At 60.4% G+C, this 17,733-nt stretch carries 13 protein-coding genes and 1 tRNA gene; 11 read left to right on the forward strand and 3 right to left on the reverse strand.

Features of this window, described 5'->3' with window-relative positions:
* Window positions 1-228: 228 nt before the first annotated feature.
* A complete protein-coding gene (ispG, locus tag H2170_01895; protein ID MCS6298845.1) occupies window positions 229-2,289 on the reverse strand; it encodes a (E)-4-hydroxy-3-methylbut-2-enyl-diphosphate synthase in 2,061 nt (686 codons plus the stop codon).
* 148 nt (window positions 2,290-2,437) lie between these two features.
* Between ispG and H2170_01900 the strand changes: the two genes are divergently transcribed.
* The 5 genes from H2170_01900 to H2170_01920 all read left to right on the forward strand — a co-directional run bounded on the left by H2170_01900 (window position 2,438) and on the right by H2170_01920 (window position 10,166).
* The gene (locus H2170_01900) at window positions 2,438-4,543 is read left to right on the forward strand and encodes a M3 family metallopeptidase (protein MCS6298846.1); all 2,106 of its coding nucleotides are present in this window, start codon (window positions 2,438-2,440) and stop codon (window positions 4,541-4,543) included.
* 194 nt (window positions 4,544-4,737) lie between these two features.
* On the forward strand, window positions 4,738-6,126 hold the full coding sequence (locus tag H2170_01905; protein MCS6298847.1) for a transposase: 1,389 nt from the start codon (window positions 4,738-4,740) through the stop codon (window positions 6,124-6,126).
* Between the two features lie 243 nt (window positions 6,127-6,369).
* Complete coding sequence (locus tag H2170_01910; GenBank protein MCS6298848.1) at window positions 6,370-6,669, forward strand: transposase; 300 nt, start codon at window positions 6,370-6,372, stop codon at window positions 6,667-6,669.
* 218 nt (window positions 6,670-6,887) lie between these two features.
* Window positions 6,888-7,523, forward strand: coding sequence for a transposase (locus tag H2170_01915; GenBank protein ID MCS6298849.1), 636 nt, complete (start codon window positions 6,888-6,890; stop codon window positions 7,521-7,523).
* Between the two features lie 423 nt (window positions 7,524-7,946).
* Complete coding sequence (locus H2170_01920) at window positions 7,947-10,166, forward strand: heavy metal translocating P-type ATPase (GenBank protein MCS6298850.1); 2,220 nt, start codon at window positions 7,947-7,949, stop codon at window positions 10,164-10,166.
* 161 nt (window positions 10,167-10,327) lie between these two features.
* On the opposite strand, the gene H2170_01925 is transcribed toward H2170_01920, so the two are convergent.
* On the reverse strand, window positions 10,328-10,864 hold the full coding sequence (locus H2170_01925; protein ID MCS6298851.1) for a L,D-transpeptidase: 537 nt from the start codon (window positions 10,862-10,864) through the stop codon (window positions 10,328-10,330).
* Here H2170_01925 and H2170_01930 point away from each other — a divergent pair.
* From H2170_01930 to cobA, 6 genes are all read left to right on the forward strand, one after another.
* Complete coding sequence (locus H2170_01930) at window positions 10,815-11,909, forward strand: aspartate-semialdehyde dehydrogenase (GenBank protein ID MCS6298852.1); 1,095 nt, start codon at window positions 10,815-10,817, stop codon at window positions 11,907-11,909. The genes H2170_01925 and H2170_01930 overlap by 50 nt on opposite strands.
* 146 nt (window positions 11,910-12,055) lie before the next feature.
* A tRNA-Val gene (locus H2170_01935) sits at window positions 12,056-12,132 on the forward strand.
* A 30-nt stretch (window positions 12,133-12,162) separates the two neighbouring features.
* Window positions 12,163-12,633: an acetolactate synthase small subunit gene (gene ilvN, locus H2170_01940; protein ID MCS6298853.1), complete on the forward strand. Its 471-nt coding sequence runs from the start codon at window positions 12,163-12,165 to the stop codon at window positions 12,631-12,633.
* 113 nt (window positions 12,634-12,746) lie between these two features.
* A complete protein-coding gene (ilvC, locus tag H2170_01945; protein ID MCS6298854.1) occupies window positions 12,747-13,778 on the forward strand; it encodes a ketol-acid reductoisomerase in 1,032 nt (343 codons plus the stop codon).
* Window positions 13,779-13,931: 153 nt separating this feature from the next.
* On the forward strand, window positions 13,932-14,795 hold the full coding sequence (gene hemC / locus H2170_01950; protein ID MCS6298855.1) for a hydroxymethylbilane synthase: 864 nt from the start codon (window positions 13,932-13,934) through the stop codon (window positions 14,793-14,795).
* Between the two features lie 107 nt (window positions 14,796-14,902).
* On the forward strand, window positions 14,903-16,447 hold the full coding sequence (cobA, locus tag H2170_01955) for a uroporphyrinogen-III C-methyltransferase (protein MCS6298856.1): 1,545 nt from the start codon (window positions 14,903-14,905) through the stop codon (window positions 16,445-16,447).
* Window positions 16,448-16,665: 218 nt separating this feature from the next.
* Here cobA and trpS read toward each other — a convergent pair whose 3' ends face one another.
* Entirely contained in the window at window positions 16,666-17,631 is a 966-nt protein-coding gene (gene trpS, locus H2170_01960) for a tryptophan--tRNA ligase (GenBank protein ID MCS6298857.1), read from the reverse strand.
* Window positions 17,632-17,733 lie beyond the last annotated feature (102 nt).

A 17,733-nucleotide genomic window follows, 5' to 3' on the forward strand; every position in this document is an offset into this window, starting at 1 on the left:
TCAAGTTGCGGCTTACGGCATCCTTGAGCTCACGCTTAAGGCCACTCACTTGGTGTACACGCTCCTCGTGGCCTTGAGCGTGAGCTCAGGGTGTTTTCCCAATGGTATCCGCCCCCCCATGACCCTGGTTAATTAAGCTCATCTTGAACGGGAATTCGTATCAGCCGCCCTCGAAGTTTCTTACTGAATACTATCAGCAGCGGTTGGCGCGCGCCTCGGGGATGCAGGCTACACCGGGGGCTCGAACCATTTGCCCTGTTCCTTAATGAGCGCGATCAGGCGTGAGTCGGCCTCGGCTTGTGGGATGTTATACTGGACGCAGGTTTTGCCCACGTAGAGGTTGATCTTCCCCGGTGCGCCACCGACGTAGCCGAAGTCGGCGTCGGCCATCTCGCCGGGGCCGTTGACGATGCAGCCCATGATCGCGAGTTTCACGCCCTTGAGGTGGCCGGTCTGCGCGCGGATGCGCTGGGTGGTGGTTTGCAAATCGAACAGCGTGCGGCCGCAGGAGGGACAGGCGACAAATTCGGTTTTGGAAATACGGGAGCCCGCCCCCTGCAGGACGTTGTAGGCGAGTTGCGTGGCGCGCGGGGCATCGGATTCGGTTTCGATGGAAACCACGTCGCCCATACCATCGCAGAGCAGCGAGCCGGTGAGGATGGCGGCGTCGAGCAGCCGTGAGAGGAACGAGGGATCGCCGTGGACCGTGGTGGTCGTCGTGTTGCGGATCCACAGTGGGGATTGGACGCCGGCGAAACGCAGTTGCTCGACCAGCGCGCGATAGGCTCCGGTGGGGTGGGCGACGATGGCTCCGACTATGGGCGTAGCGGGATTGGAGAGGGTGAAGAGCAATCGGTCGTCGCCAAGCGCGGGCAGCGCGGGTGCAAGGGATGCAATATCGGCGGCCGTCGTGGCGATGGCCAGCGTATGCCCGCGACTGCGGGTGAACTGAGCAAAAGCGTGCAGGGCCACGCTGTCGTCGGCGTCGAACGTGCGCAGAAAAACTGCGGGTGTAGTCAACTCTTCGGTCGCTGCGGCCACCGCGACGGCGGGCAGGGTGGGGGCTAGATCAAAAACGATCAGCGGGGTTGTGCCCGTTTGGCTGAGCTCCTTCAGCTCGCGACTGACGCTTTGCAGCTCCGAGGTTGTGGCGATGGGCAGAATCAAGCCCTCGGCGGGGGTGTCGGCCAAACGTGCCGACGTGAGTTGGGCGAGGGCCGCCGGCCAGGCCTGAATCGACGGAATGCGCACGAACACCCGGGGCGGTTGCGCGGGACCAACTTTGATCGTGGGCGAGAGATCCACGGGCGTGCTCTGCCGGCGGCTGTAGTTAAAGGGATCAACAGCGTCGGCGGTCGCGGCGAACCGGGCGAAGGGCGAGGCAGTCAGGTTGATCGTCGGTTTCCACAGAGACATGGCCTTCTTGGCGAGGGCTTGGGCGACCGGAATCTCGTACACGCTGTCCTCGGTGAGTGACACGCGAATGGTGTCGCCGAGCCCGTCGTACAGCAGGCTGCCGATACCAATGGCGCTCTTGATGCGGCCGTCCTCGCCGTCACCCGCCTCGGTCACGCCGAGGTGCAGCGGGTAACTCATGCGCTCGTCGTTCATTCGCTGCACCAATAGGCGGTAGGCGGCGATCATCACCTTGGGGTTGGATGATTTCATCGACAGGATCAGCTGGTTGAACCCGTGGGATTCCGCGATGCGTAGGAACTCCAGCGCGCTCTCGACCATGCCCAGCGGCGTGTCGCCGTAGCGGTTCATGATGCGGTCGGAAAGCGACCCGTGATTGGTGCCGATGCGCAGGGCGCGACCGAGTGTCTTGGCGCGCAGCACGAGAGGCGAAAACGACTCATGGAGGCGTTGCAGCTCACGCTCGTAGTCGGCGTCGGTGTAGTCGGTGACGGCGAATTTTTTCTTGTCGGCGTAGTTGCCCGGATTGACGCGGATTTTTTCAACGTGCTCGACGGCCTCCATCGCGGCGGAGGGCAGGAAATGGATGTCGGCGACGAGCGGAATATGGGCGAAGCCGGCGGCGGAGAACTGCTCGCGAATGGCGCGCAGGCACTGGGCGGCAGCAACGTTGGGCGCGGTTATGCGGACGATCTCGCAGCCGACCTCGGCCAGGGCGATGGATTGTTTCACCGTGGCGGCGACGTCCTGGGTGTCGCTGGTGGTCATCGACTGGACGCGAACGGGGTTGTTTCCGCCAACGCCGACTTGACCGACTTTTACTTCTACAGTTGCCCGGCGGAGGGTGTGAAAACGGGATGCGCAGTAGGACATGGGAGATAAAGACGTTCAATGACCTGGGATCTTGAGCCAAGGTCAAATTCACTCCCCGTCGAGCTGTCGACTCGACGCGTTCGTGGCGCGGCGGGGTGTTTCGCTTGCGCGGTTGACAAGGCCCGCAGCCCTCGGGGTCATAGCTGCCGTGGTAACCCATTCTTTTCTAGATAACACCTTTGCAGTCCGCTGGTCGCAGCATACCCCCGAGCAGATCGCGCCGGCCATTGAGGCGGCCTTGGCTGGCGCCCAACGCGCCATCGACGCCATCGCGCAGCTCGACCTCGCCGCGCTCACCTACGAAAATACGTTTCTCGCGCTTGAGCGCGCCACCGAGGAACTCAATTTCGCCTGGGGCAAGGTCACCCACCTTCAGTCAGTCGACGATTCGCCCGCGCTGCGCGACGCCCACAATGCCCTGCTGCCCGCCGTCTCGGTTTTCTTCGCCCGCATTCCCCTCAACCCCGCGCTGTGGACGCGGTTAAAAGCCTTTGCCGCCACGCCTGCCGCCGTCGCCCTCACGGGAATTCACCGGCGCTTCCTCGACGAGACGGTGGCCGACTTCCGTCAAGCCGGCGCTGATTTGCCCGAGGCCCAGCGCACCCGCCTCGAGGTGCTGCAAACCGAGCTCGCGGAAGCCACCCAGAAATACGGGGAAAACGTGCTCGATGCGACCAACGCCTGGGAGCTCATCGTGACCGATCCCGCCCGCCTGCAGGGGCTGCCCGAACACGCGGTTGCCACCGCACTGCGCAGTGCCGAAGCCAAGGGTTTGGGCACGCCTGCGGCACCCGCCTGGCGCTTCACGTTGCACATGCCGTCGCAGGAGCCGGTCATGACCTATGCCGCCGATGAGAGCCTGCGCCGCGAGGTCTGGACGGCCGCCACCGCCGTGGGAACGCTTGCGCCGCACGACAACGCCGCCCTCGTGCAGAAAATTATCGCGCTGCGTGACGAGAAGGCGCGGTTGCTCGGACAGCCGCATTTTGCCGATCTGGTGCTCGCCCGCCGCATGGCGGTTTCGGGTAAAAAGGCGCTCGCGTTTATTGCTGACATGCAGGCACGCGCTCAGGTCGCTTTTGTACGTGAGTGCGCCGAGTTGGAGGAGTTTAAAGCCAAGCATACCGGTGCGCCGCGCGCCTTGCTGAAGCCGTGGGAAGTGGGCTATTGGGCCGAGAAACTGCGCCAGGAACGCTACGATTTCGATGACGAGGTGCTGCGTCCCTACCTGCCGATGGATCGGGTGATTGCCGGTCTGTTCGACTTGGCGGGCCGCGTGTTTGGGCTGCGCATTACGGAGCGCTCCGTGGTTTTCTCCGGGCGCGAGCTATCGCAAGCGGGCAGCCCTTCGAGCTCGGTCGAGGTGTGGCATCCGGAAGTTAAGTTTTATGATCTCCATGATGCGGCCGGTCGCCACCTCGGCTCGTTTTACGCGGACTGGTATCCGCGCGAGTCGAAGCGTGGCGGCGCTTGGATGGGTTATCTGGTGACGGGTGGGCCCCAACCCGACGGCACGCGCGCGCCGCACCTCGGCTACATTTGTGGCAACCTCACGCCTCCGGCCGAGGGCAAGTCGGCGCTGCTGGCGCACGACGAAGTGGAGACGATTTTCCACGAGTTCGGGCACCTGTTGCACCACCTGCTCGGCGAGGTGGAAATCAAATCGCTCAACGGCGTCAACGTGGCGTGGGACTTTGTGGAGTTGCCCTCGCAGATCATGGAAAACTGGTGCTGGCAGCGTGAGAGCCTCGACCTGTTTGCCCGCCACCACGAGACCGGTGTCGCGATCCCTGAGGAGGTTTTCCAAAAGATGACCGCCGCGAAAAACTTCCGTTCGGCCTGCGCCACCATTCGCCAGGTGCAGTTCGCGCGCATGGACCTGTTGCTGCACATGCGTGCGCCGGAGTTCGTTTCTGGTGACATTGAGGCGCAGGCGCGCGCACTTGTGGCCGACTGCATGATTCCGACCGAACCAGCGGGGCGCACCTTGGTAAAACGCTTCGGCCACCTTTTCAGTGATCCGGTAGGCTACGCGGCGGGTTACTATTCCTACAAATGGGCGGAGGTGCTCGATGCGGATGCGTTTACCCGATTCCAGCGTGAAGGCGTATTCAACGCCCAAGTGGGGGCCGAGTTTGTCGCGCATATTCTCAGTCAGGGTAACTCGGCTGAACCCGCCGAACTGTATCGCCGCTTCATGGGGCGCGACCCCGATCTGACCGCGCTACTCGAGAGAAACGGTTTGCTGGCGTAACCGGTTCTTGGCGACGCAGGCGCTGGGAAAAGTAGCGCAGACTTCCAGTCTGCTCCGGCTGCGTATGGCTAACTCAGTAGGCCGAGTCAGACTGGAAGTCTGCGCTACTAGGAGCCTGTCGGACTTGGAAAAATAAACGCATTAAATATTTGTTTTATATTGACTACCAATTAAAAGCGTAACTAAGTAGTTCCATGGCAACCAAGTTCGTTATAATTGATCGGCGCACTCCGTTACTGCTGCCGCCCGACCTGCGGGATTGGGTGAAGCCGGATCACTTGGTGCATTTTGTCATCGATGCGGTTGACTTGATCGACGTCAGTTCGGTGTCCGTAAATCAGCGTGGGAGCGGCAGTGCGCAATACCCGCCGTCGATGCTCCTGAGTTTACTGACTTACAGTTACGCGACGGGAGTTTTTTCCAGCCGCCAAATTGAGCGCACGACCTATGAAAACGTGGCAGTGCGCCTGCTCTGTGCCGACACGCACCCCGACCACGATACGATTTGCACGTTCCGCCGGGAGAACCGGAAATTGGTGCAAAAAGCTTTTGCTCAATTACTTCAGATGTCTGCGGCGTGCGGAGTGTTAAAGATCGGCAACGTCACGGTGGCCGTCGATGGCACCAAAATACTTGCCAACGCCAGCAAGCACTCGGCGGTGAGTTATGCCCATGCGGTTAAGACGATGGAAGTCCTTGATCTGGAAATCGCTGAACTGTTGCGCAAAGCCGACGCTGCGGACGCGATCCCGCTGCAAGACGGGTTGACGATCCCCGCAGAGATCCAGCGGCGCGAGGAGCGCAAGGCGACGTTGGCCAAGGCCAAGGCGGAAATCGAGGCCCGGGCGCATCTGCGGTTTCAGGCGGAACAAGCTGAGTATGAAGCTAAAATGGCAAAACGCTCCGCGTCCGAAGCCGACACGGGTAAAAAACCGCGTGGCCCAGTTCCCGTTCAGCCCGACCCCACTCCGGGCACGAAAGACCAGGTCAACCTGACCGATGAAGTCAGCCGGATTATGAAAACGGGCAACGGCTTCCAGCAGTGTTATAATGCACAAGCCGGGGCCGACACCGACTCGCGCCTGATCGTCGGTGCGCGGGTCTGTAATGCGCCCAATGATAAACAGCAGCTTGAGCCAAACCTGGCGGCCATCGCGCAACATATTGAGGTGGCGAACGTACTGATTGACAGTGGTTTTGTGAGTGAAGCGGCGGTGACAAAGGCCGAGTCCGCACCGGACGCAACCACAACGGGCGTAACTGTATATGCAGCGATGAAACGGGAGCCGCATGGCCGCACGATCGCCCAACTCGAACAGCACGAAGACCCGCCGCAACCGGGCCCCGAGGCGAGCTTCGCCGAACGCATGATCCACCGCACCGCTACGGCCGCCGGACGAGCGTTATATAAACTACGGCAAGAAACCATTGAACCGATTTTTGGTATTATAAAAGAGGCGCTCGGCTTCCGACGTTTTTTAATGCGCGGACTGGAAAAAGTATCCCTCGAATGGGAGCTGGTGTGCCTGGCCTACAACTTTAAGCGTCTTCATCGCCTCAACGCCAAACTGCGGCCGGCCTAACCTCGCCAACGCAGGAAAACCAACCCTCAAACACCAAAAAAATCCGGACGCGCCATTGATTAACCGCCCTAATCCAACGGGCCACAGCCCGAAGGAGTATTTTAGGCCCCAAAATCTATCCGCCACACTCAAAGTTGGCGCGCGGGCCGGGGACTTGGCCCGAACCCGCTTTTTTCAGTCCGACGGGCTGCTAGTGGTGGTGCCCGCAGGCGGGTTTCACCTGGACTTGGACTCGACGGTGTTTTGCGGGAGGGCAAGCAGGAGGGCGCGCGCAAGGGCTACAATCCGAAGCGCAAGGGCCGCGCGAGTCACCACCCGCTGCTGGCGGTGTTGGCCGAGGCGCAGTTTATTCTACATGGCTGGTTGCGCAGCGGCAATTGCGGCTCGGCGCGCGGGGTCGTCGCGTTTTTACAGGAGGCCTTAGCGCTGGCACCGGCGGGATTAAAAATCGCCTGCGTTCGCGCCGATAGTGGTTTTTGCGAGAACGGGTTTCTCTCTTTTTTGGAGGAAAAAAGCTGCCCTACATCGTTGTCGCCCGCATGATACCATTTCGCGTTCAAAGACATACAAACAAATCGTTTTAACCACTAATGGACGCTAATAGCCGCTAATAAAAACAAGGAATTCGCCGCTTCTGGATTAGTGTATCTTAGTGGTCATTAGTGGTTAAAAACTCCAGTTGTTTTAAGGTTAGATGATGGATCGCTACTGACGTGATCACGGTGGTGGTCGGGTTTTAATGCGTTTGAATGCAAAATGGTATGACGTCCTCGATCAGGGCACGTTGCACCGGGCTGACCGAATGGACCGCACTCGACGAGAACTATGCGGTCGGCGAGATTTGGTTAAAACTGCACGGATGGACCGTGACGCGACGCTTCGTGGTGCTGCGCGAGCGCGAGCGTGAGGACAAATCGGCGGTCGGCCGTAGGCTCATCGAGGTGCCCGGCTACACCTTCCGCATCTTCGTCACCAATCGCTGCGAATCCGCCGAGATCATCTGGCGCGACTACAACGGGCGGGCCTGCATCGAGCAGCGTATCGAGGAACTCAAAAACGATCTGGCGGCCGACGGCTTTTGTGTGCGCGAGTTTTTCGGCACCGAATCCGCCTTCCTCGGCGTACTCTACGCCTTCAACCTGCTCAGTCTTTACCAGCGTCAAGTCACGCCCGAAAAGCCCTACCGCCAACCTGCCACCCTGCGCAGCCAGGTCTTCGTCGCCGGTGCGATCCTCGGGCTCGTCGGCAAACAAATCGCCGTCAAACTGTCGCAAGCCTGGGGTGGCCTTTCAAAACACAAGCCCATTATTGATAACGCCTTGCAGTGGCGTCCGCCAACTCCGCCGAAGTTGGATTCCGACCCTCTATCGCCCTGCGTTATGACTGCCTGCACTTAGCCACTACCGCCTCTTTCCTCCACTAAATCGCACTCCAACTTCGGCGTTCGGGATAAATGGGCTCCTACCCATGGAAACTCAGCTATTCTTGATCGCGAATTGGAATAAGCCGCCAAGACGAAAAGTGCGCAAAATGTTGCAAGTATATGATTTATTCGCGCTTCTCCGCGTCCTTGCGCCTTTGCGTTAAAGCCTAAAATCGGAATGTGAATGGTTTAGCCGCAAAAAAGCGCAGAAGACTCAGAAACCAGGCCAAGCGAAATACGCCGTTTTTTGCGACTCCTGCGCCTCTTTGCGGCCATCTTCCGTGTCTCGTCTCCAAAAGCGGCGATTCGCCCACCACCCTTGTCGTGACATACCGTGAGCGCCGTGTTGGGTCTCGCGTTGCATCGGCACGGAAAAGGCATTTTTTGAAAACCTCTTATGCATTCCTCGTGGACCGAAACCTTGGCGGAGTTTCTCAAACATGAACCGGGCGTCGAAGCCGTGCGGCTTGATCCGGCTGCCCGCAAGGTGTCCATTGCCACACTCGGCAAGGTCGATATCACGAACTTGGAGAAACGCCTGGCCGAAACGCTCGCCGCCATCGATCGGCACCTCGATTTGCAGGCTAAGCCCCCCGTAGGTTTTACGGTGAAGCGCGACGGGGCGTTGACTGAATTCGCGGGCGTGAGTTGCGCGACCGCCCCGAAGTTTTGGAAGTGGCGTGAGTTCAACTGGCCCGAGTACGTCGCGCCGGTGGACGCCCACGCCGAGGAATCCGAATGGAAAGAACTCACCGTGTTCGCCTCGGTGTGCGGCGTGGCGGGCTTAGCTGGGTTTGCCACGAAAGAGCTTGGAGTTGGGCCGGACTGGCTGCCAACGGCGTTGTACGCGGTCGGGCTGATTGCGGGCGGTTGGGATGCGGTGGTCGACTCGTGGGAGAATATTAAAAAAGCTAAGGTCGACATTCATTTTCTCATGCTGGCGGTGGCGGTGGGCGCGGTGGCTATCGGGGCTTGGGGCGAGGCCGTGCTGCTCCTGTTTTTGTTTTCCGCTTCTGGGGCGATGGAGGCCTACGCGCTGGACCGCACTCATCGTGAAGTGAGCGCCTTGCTCAAATCGGCCCCCAAGCGGGCGACCCTGCTTGTGCCGGGTGGTGGCGAACGCGAAGTGCCGGTCGAGGAGGTCTGTATCGGTGATCGACTGCTGGTGCGCCCAGGCGAGGCGTTTCCGGCCGACGGCAACGTGCTCAAGGGTAAAAGTGCGAGCGACGAATCGGCGCTCACCGGTGAGGCCGTGCCGGTCGAAAAAGGCGTGGGCGATCCGGTCTTCAGCGGCACGCTCAACTTGTGGGGAGCGGTGGAGATTCAGGTGGTTCGCCTGCCCTCGGAGAGTACGCTGCAAAAAATTATCCGGCTGATCCAGACCGCGCAAAAACTGCGTGCGCCGAGCGAGCGGTTTACCGATAAGTTCGGCGGTGGTTACACGATTGGAGTTTTGGGTGTGTGCGCGGTGATGTTTTTGGTGTGGTGGCTGGGCTTTAACCTGCCGCCCTTTGCCAACGTGGAGGGGACGCGCTCGGCGTTTTATCGGGCGATGACGCTGCTGGTGGTGATGAGCCCGTGCGCCTTGGTGTTGTCGATTCCCTCGGCCATTCTCGCGGCCATTGCGTGGGGCGCGCGGCATGGTGTGCTGTTTCGAGGCGGTGCGGCCATTGAGAGCTTGGCCACCATCAACGTGGTCGCGATGGACAAGACTGGCACGCTCACAACTGGTGAATTGGCCGTGGTGGGTTACGAAAGTTTTCCTGCCGGCCGGGAGGTTGAAATCATGGAGTTGGCCTTCGCTTTGGAGTCCAATTCGCAGCACCCGCTGGCGCGCGCCATTGTGCGTGACGCCAAGGCGCGTGGCGTGCGCGAGCTGGGGCTGGAGGAGTTTCAGTCGATCACGGGACAGGGCGTGCGCGGCAGTTTTGCTGGCAGCCAAGTATTGCTTGGGCGGCGCGAGTTGTTGGAAAAAGGCCCGCTGGCCGATTGGTTGAAAAAACTCCCGGCCGCGCCCGCTGATTTGGCTGAGGTTTGGGTGGTGGGTAAGGACGTGATCGGCCGCGTGCTGTTGCGCGATCAGATTCGTGCCGAGTCGAAGGCGGTTTTAAGCCAACTTAAAGCCGCTGGTATTCACACGGTGATGTTGACCGGCGACCGTCGGCAGGCGGCGGAGGCGGTGGCGCACGAACTCGGTCTTGACGAGGTACGCGCCGGACTCAGTCCTGAGCAAAAAGTGGAAGCAATCCAGGCGCTGCGTGCCGGTGGGCGCAAGGTCGCGATGGTGGGTGACGGGGTGAACGACGCGCCCTCGCTGGCCGCCGCCGATGTGAGTGTTGCGATGGGCGCGCGCGGCAGCGACGCGGCGCTCGAGCAGGCCGAAGTCATCTTGATGCATGACCGCATTGAGAACTTTTTGGCCGCGCTCAAGCTCAGCAAGCGGGCCACGCGGATCATTAAGCAGAATCTGGCCATTTCGCTCGGTGTGGTGGTGATCATGGCGGTCGCCTCGACCCTCGGATTTGTACCGTTGGCGGTGGGTGTTGCCGCACACGAGGGCAGCACGGTGGTGGTGTGCTTGAATTCGCTCCGGCTGCTGTTTGGCGAAAATAAGTAGAAAGCATTAACATTGAATTTATCGGATCGCGTTCTGAGGTAGTGCACGGTGCTTCAGCCCGCAGCTTTGAAATGGAATTACCCCTGCAATCGCCGATGCGAGCTGAAGCACTGCGCTACTTTTGATCCGACAACTCGTTCAGGCAAATGCCGCGCGTTTGACTAAGTCCCGATCCACACCAAATCCCCAGCGCGCACCTCTTCGTAGAGCGCGATGATGTCCAGGTTGTTCATGAGCACGCAGCCTGCGCTTTGCGGGGTGCCGAGGCGGTCTTCGTGGTTGGTCCCATGGATGTAAACGTAGCGATCATAGGTGTCGACCTCGCCGCCTTGGTTCACGCCCGGCTCAAGCCCGCGCAGCCAGAGAATCCGGCTCGTGATCAGGTTGGGGTGGGTCGCGGAATCACTCAGCTCGTTAAAATGGTAGCCGGTGGGCACGCGGCTTTTAAAAACGATGCCGGGTGGTTGGCCTGAGCCGATGCGTTCGGCGATGGCGTGCAGGCCGCACGGGGTGCCGAGTGAGTTTTTGACGTTCGAGGGCGGGCGCTTCGACGTGGAGATAACGTAGCTGCGCGCCAGTTCTCCGTGGCGGAAAAACTGCATCGTCTGGTGTTCGATGCTTACAACAAGGCAGCGGTCTGCGGGCTTGATGCCGAGGCGGGTGCATGTTTCTGTGGCCGATTCCAAAAAGGATTTCATCGTGAATACGAGTAACAACTACGTCATCGGTATCGTCGGCGCCACGGGTGCCGTCGGTCAAGAGCTCGTGCGCTTGCTGCATGAGCGTAACTTCCCCATGAGCTCGCTGCGGCTGTTCGCCTCGGCTCGCTCGGCGGGAAAAGTCGTGGAGCGTTTCGGTAAGAAGTGGACCATCGAAGAGGCCAAACTAGGCGCTTTCGCCGGAGTTGACCTGGCGTTCTTCGCCGCCGGTGGCTCCGTCACCCGCGCGCTCGCGGCCGATGCCGTGAAGTCGGGCTGCGTCGTCATCGACAAGAGCTCGGCCCTGCGCATGGAGCCCGGCGTTCCGTTGGTGATCCCCGAGATCAACCCCGAGAAACTGCGCAACCACGGCGGCATCATCGCCAATCCCAACTGCTCCACCGCCGTCATGCTGATGGGCCTTTGGCCGCTGCACCAGGCCTTCGGCGTTAAGCGCATCATCGTCTCCACCTACCAATCGGTTTCTGGCACCGGTGCAGAAGCCGTGCGTGAGCTCGCCGACCAGATCCAGGCCCACTCGGCCGGCCAGCCGCTCACGCACGCGGTTTACCCGTACCAGATCGCCTTTAATTGTATCCCCCACATCGATTCATTCGGTGCGAACGGTTACACGGGCGAGGAGACCAAGATGGCTGACGAGTCGCGCAAAATCATGGGCCTGCCCAACCTGAAGGTTTCCGCCACCACGGTGCGCGTGCCAGTGGTGCGCGCCCATTCGGTCTCGGTGAGCGCCGAGTTTGAGCGTCCGGTCGATTTAGCCACGGCGCGCGCCGCCATTGCCGCGTTTCCCGGGGCTGAATTGGTCGATGATACGGCCAATAAAAAATATCCCACCCCGCTCGATTTCGCCGAGAAGGTGAAGTGCGGTGTTGGTCGCCTGCGCATCGACACGGCCTGGGACAACGGGCTCTCCTTCTGGGTGAGCGGCGACAACCTATGGAAGGGCGCCGCACTGAACGCGGTGCAGAATGCCGAGTTGATGATCCGCGAGGGTCTGCTCCAACCCAAGGCCGTGCGCGCCTGATTTTGGCCGCTGGCGGAGAGCGCTCGGGACTGTCCCGAACGCTCCCCGCGCACTGTTTTAAGGGGCGCGGTGACAAACCTGTTTGTATCCACGAATAAATCCTTGTCAGCCGCCTATTCCGCCCGCTTATCTCTGAACTTTGGTTCGGACGCTTAGCTCAGTTGGTTAGAGCACCTCGCTTACACCGAGGGTGTCGGGGGTTCAAGTCCCTCAGCGTCCACCAGAAAATTTTCTCCTCACTTCATCACCCGCAATGCGACACACGATCTCTGTCCTCGTTGAGAACAAGTTCGGCGTTCTAGCCCGCGTGTCCGGCATGTTTTCCGGTCGCGGCTTCAACATCGACTCGCTTAACGTTGCCCCTACCCACGACGCCTCGCTGTCGCGAATCACCGCCGTGCTCATGGGCGACGACGCCGCGCTCGATCTTTGCATCAAGCAGCTGCGCAAGTTGGTCAACGTCGTCGAGGTCATTGATTTCACCGAGGGTCAGGCGGTCGTTCGCGAACTCGTGCTGATTAAGGTCAAGGCCGACTCCCGCACGCGCTCGGAGATCATGCAGATCAGTGACATTTTCCGCACCAAGATCGTCAACGTGGCACAAGATTCGGTCATCATCGAAATGACCGGCGATGACGGCAAGGTCAGCGCCTTCCTCAAGTTGGTCGAACCTTTCGGCATCCTTGAACTGGCCCGCACCGGCGTGCTGGCCCAGATGCGTTAAGACCGCTGCGCGGAAATTCCAAAACCCAAGTAGCCAAATCCCAGTAGGATTGCCTCAGCGATTCACCCGGATCCCACTTTCAGTTAAACACCTCAAAATCGTTTTCCCACACCATGCCCGCTAAAGTATACACCGACAAAGACGCCGATCTCGGCCTCTTCAAAGACAAGACCATTGCTGTGCTCGGCTACGGCTCCCAAGGCCACGCGCACGCCCTGAACCTGAAGGACTCCGGCGTTAAGGTCATCATCGGCCTTTACGAGGGTTCCAAGTCCAAGCCCGTTGCTGAAAAGCACGGCTTCACGGTCGTTTCGACCGCCGAGGCTGTTAAGCAGGCCGACATCATCCTGGTCGGTCTTCCCGACATGAAGCAGGCTGACGTCTACACCAAGGACATCGCCCCCAACCTGAAGAAGGGCAAAACCCTGATCTTCTCGCACGGCCTCGCGATCCACTTCGGTTTGATCACCGTTCCCGCCGACATCGACGTGATCCTGGTCGCCCCCAAGGGCCCCGGCCACATGGTCCGCCGCCTCTATGTTGAAGGCAAAGGTATGCCCGCCCTCATTGGCGTGTTCCAAGACAAGTCCAAGAAGGCCAAGAAGAACGCCCTCGCCTGGGCCAAGGGCATCGGCTCGACCCGCGCTGGCGTCCTCGAGACCACCTTCAAAGAAGAGACCGAGACCGACCTCTTCGGTGAACAGGCCGTGCTGTGCGGTGGCGCTTCCGCCCTCGTTCAGGCCGGTTTTGAAACCCTCGTCGAGGCTGGTTACCAGCCCGAGATGGCCTACTTCGAGTGCTTGCACGAGCTGAAGCTCATCTGCGACCTCATGTACGAAAAGGGCATCTCCGGTATGCGCTTCTCCATCTCCGAGACCGCCAAGTATGGCGACATCACCCGTGGTCCCCGCGTGATCAACGCGAACACGAAGAAGGAAATGAAGAAGATCCTCACCGAGATCCAAAACGGTAAGTTCGTTAAGCAGTGGGTCGCCGAGTACAAGGGCGGCCTCAAGAACTACAACGCCCTCCTCAAGGCCGGCGAAAAACACCAAATCGAGAAGACCGGTGAGCGTCTCCGCAGCCTGATGCCTTGGATGCCCAAGCGCGACATCAGCGGCGTTGCCGGTTCCTACGCCAACTAAGCGTTTAACCGTCTGTTTTGCGAAGGCCGAGGGCACTTGTTGTCCCCGGCCTTTTTTCTGATAACCCCGCAGGCATATCCGCTCCTTTCCGTCCTCCGTCCTCCGTTCTCTGCCCGCTGCCCGCTGAACTCTGACTTCTGCTCTCCAATCCCCGTGTCCTCACCCGTCCTCCGACTCGCCACCCGTAAGAGCCCGCTTGCCCTCGCTCAATCCGCGCAGGTTGCCGCGCACCTGCGCGCTACGCTCGGCGTCGAAGTCGAGTTGTTGAAAATCGTCACCACCGGCGACCAACGCATCGAGTGGTCCCTCGAAAAACAGGGCGGCAAGGGGCTTTTCACCAAGGAACTCGAAGAGACCTTGCTGCGCGGTGACGCAGATCTCGCCGTGCATAGCTGCAAAGACTTGCCGGGCGAAATTCCCGCCGGTCTGGCGGTCGCCGGTTACATGCCGCGCGAAGATCCGCGCGACATGCTGGTGCTGCGCGAGGGCATTGAGTCACCGGCGACCATCGCCACCAGCAGTCCGCGCCGCCGACTCCAGTTGGCGATGATGTTTCCCGACGCCACGTTCACGGAAATCCGAGGCAATGTGGATACGCGTCTGCGTAAGATCGCCCAGGACGGCGTGGCCGACGCCACCGTGCTGGCTACGGCCGGGTTACGCCGCCTAGGTATTGGTGGCTGGGTTGGGGCTGAGTTCCATGCGCTGGCCTGTGAGCACATGGTGCCCGCCGTGGGGCAGGCCGCCATCGCGATCCAAACCCGCTCGGCCGATGCGGCGCGTTTCGCCGCCGTACTGGATCACCGCACCTCGCGCGCCGTCACCTTGGAACGCGCTTTTCAGGCCGCCTTGGGCGGTGGTTGCCAAACGGCTTTCGCGGCCCATGTCACCGCCGATACCCTCTGGTTTTATCACCACGAAATCGGGTTGAGGAGTCTTCCGCTCAGCGATGCCGAGATCGACAATCCGGTCGAGACGGCGCGGGTTATTTTAAAACATTTCGGATTTCAGATTTAGTTACACAGAGGGCACAAGAGGAGGCACCGAGAGCACAGAGCTTCAGTCCTGCCTTTCTCCGTGACCTCTGTGATACCTCTCGTGCCCTCTGTGTAATTCCTCTCTCCATGTCCTCCTCCACAGGTATTGTTCATCTCGTCGGTGCCGGTCCCGGCGATCTCGGTTTGGTCACGTTCCGCGCCAAGGAGTTGATCTCCCAGGCCGATGTTTTGGTGTACGACTACCTCGTGCACCCCGAGTTGGTGAAGTGGTGCCGCCCTGAGTGTGAGGTTGTTTATGTGGGCAAAAAAGCGGGTTGCCACACCGTTCCCCAAGAGGAAATCGAGACGCTGCTCGTCACGCACGCTCAAGCCGGCAAGAAGGTCGTGCGGCTCAAGGGCGGCGACCCGTACATCTTTGGCCGCGGTGGCGAGGAAGCCCGCGCCCTGGCCAAAGCCGGAATTCCCTTCGAGGTCGTACCGGGTGTGACCGCTGCCATCGCCGCCGGCGCCTACGCAGGCATTCCTTTAACCTATCGCAACCAAAGCACCGCGCTGGTCCTGCTCACCGGCCACGAGGACCCCACCAAGTCCGAAACCCAGGTGAACTGGCGCAGCTACGGCGCGTTAAAAAACACCACGCTCGCCATCTACATGGGCATGGGGCGACTCGAGTTTATCCTCGCCGAATTGCAGGCCGGCGGGCTCTCCGCTGAAACCCCCGCAGCCGTTGTGCAATGGGCCTCGTTGGGCCGCCAGCGCAGCGTCACCGGCACCGTTGCCACACTGGCTGGCTTGGTGGCGCAATCCGGCCTGAGTGCGCCCTCCATTATTTTTGTCGGCGAAGTCGTGCGCGATCATGAGTCGATCGACTGGTTCGAGCACCTGCCGCTCTTCGGGCGCCGCGTTGCGATCACCCGCACGCGCGACCAGAACAGCGAACTGCGCGACAAACTCGAAACCCTCGGCGCCGAGGTGCTCGAACTTCCGCTCATCCACATCAGCAAGGACGTGGACCGCCAGGGCTTCGTGGAAATTTTAACCGAACTCGGTGGCTACGATTGGATCGTGTTCACCAGCGCCAATGGCGTGCGTTTCTTCTTTGAGGACTTCCTTAAGGGTTTCCGCGACATCCGTGCGCTCGGCATGTTGCGCTTTGCCTGCGTGGGCAAGGCGACCGCCCTCGAAATCGAGCGTTACCACATCAAGGTCGAGTGCATGCCCGACACCTCAACGGGTTCGTCTTTGGCCGATGCGTTAATCGCCACCGAAAGTTTGGACAGCGCCAAGGTGATCGTGGTGACGGGCAACCTGAACCGCGACGTGCTGGTGCGTAAACTCGAGGCCGCCGGAGCCATCGTGGATAGCATGCTGCTTTATAAGACCGAGAAAACCGATCTGACCAGCGACCCGATTGCCGACGATTTCCGTGAAAAGGGGGCCGATGCGATCCTCTTCGCGAGCTCATCGGCCGTGCAGTCCTTCAGTGAGCAATCCGCCGCGCTAGCCTTGTCCCCCGAAGCCAAACTGCCGCTGATCGGCAGCATTGGGCCGCAAACCAGTGAGACGATGAAGAAGGTCGGTATGACAATCGCCTTTGAGTCCAAGAAGCCGAGTCTCGACGCGCTGATCGACGGCCTGATTAAAAACCTGAAGGCGGTAAAGCGGAGCTGAGTCGGTAGCCCGCTAATTCCATTCGCGTTCAATGAGTGCTTAATTAACCGGGTTCCTGGCGGGAGTGGATACCGTTGGGAAAACACCCTGAGCTCACGCTCAAGGCCACGAGGAGTGTGTTCGCGATGCCTGTGGCCTTGAGCGTGGGCTCAAGGATGCCCGGAAATCTCAAATTGAGCGCTAATTTGCAGAAGCGGCTTATCCCGCTGGCAGTGGCCTTAGGCCAGTCCGCAGGCTTTGCGGGCGCGGCCTAACACCTGGCTGGACGTCGCCCTGGCCCGGTCGGCACCGTCTTTCAGCACGGCGTGGACGTGGTCGAGGTTGCCCGCGAGCTCGGCCCGCTTGGTCCGATAGGGCGCAAAAAACGTCCAGTAATGTTCGAAGAGCGCCTTCTTCAGGTCGCCATAACCCAGGCCGCCTTCGCGCAGGTGGCGTTCCGTGTCCGCCGCGACTTCCGCCGGAGCGAGTAACTTGAGCAGTTGGATCGCGATGTTTTTATCGGCGTCGGGCTTGGGCTCGGCCGGGGTGCGGCTGTCCATCACGATGCCCATGATCTTTTTTCGAAGCGCCTTCTCGTCGCCGAAAATAGGCAGGGTGTTGTCGTAGCTTTTGCTCATCTTCTGGCCATCCAGCCCCGGCACCAGCGCCGTCTCGTCGCGAATCTCCGACTCCGGCACGACAAAGGTGTCGCCGTAGGTGTGGTTAAACTTGATGGCGATGTCGCGGGTCATTTCGACGTGTTGCTTTTGGTCGCGGCCCACGGGCACCAGGTTGGAGTCGTAAAGGAGGATGTCGGCCGCCATCAGCACCGGGTAGGCAAACAGGCCGAAGTTTGGGGAAATGCCTTTGGCGGTCTTGTCCTTGTAGCTGTGCGCGCGCTCCAAGAGTCCCATCGGGGTGAGCGTGCCGAGGATCCACATCAGCTCGCAGACCTCGGGTACGTCGCTTTGGCGAAACAGCACGCTTTTCTGCGGATCGAGACCGCAGGCCAGCCAGTCGAGCGCGACATCCAGCGAGTTCTGGCGACGCTGGGCGGCGTCGGTGAGCGAGGTCATCGAGTGGTAATCGGCGATGAAATAGGTGCAGTCCCCGCGCGACTGCAGCTCAACGGCGGGTTTGATCGCGCCAAAATAGTTGCCGATGTGAAGCTGCCCGGAGGGCTGGATGCCGGTGAGAATACGCATGAGTGGTCTGGAAATTAATCGTTGGGGTTCGTCCTTTGCTTACTCGGTCGCGACTGGATCAAGTGCCGAGGGAGCGGGCGATGGCGAAGGCTCGCGGCAATG

It is taken from the genome of Opitutus sp., from assembly GCA_024998815.1.
Classification (GTDB): Bacteria; Verrucomicrobiota; Verrucomicrobiia; order Opitutales; family Opitutaceae; genus Rariglobus.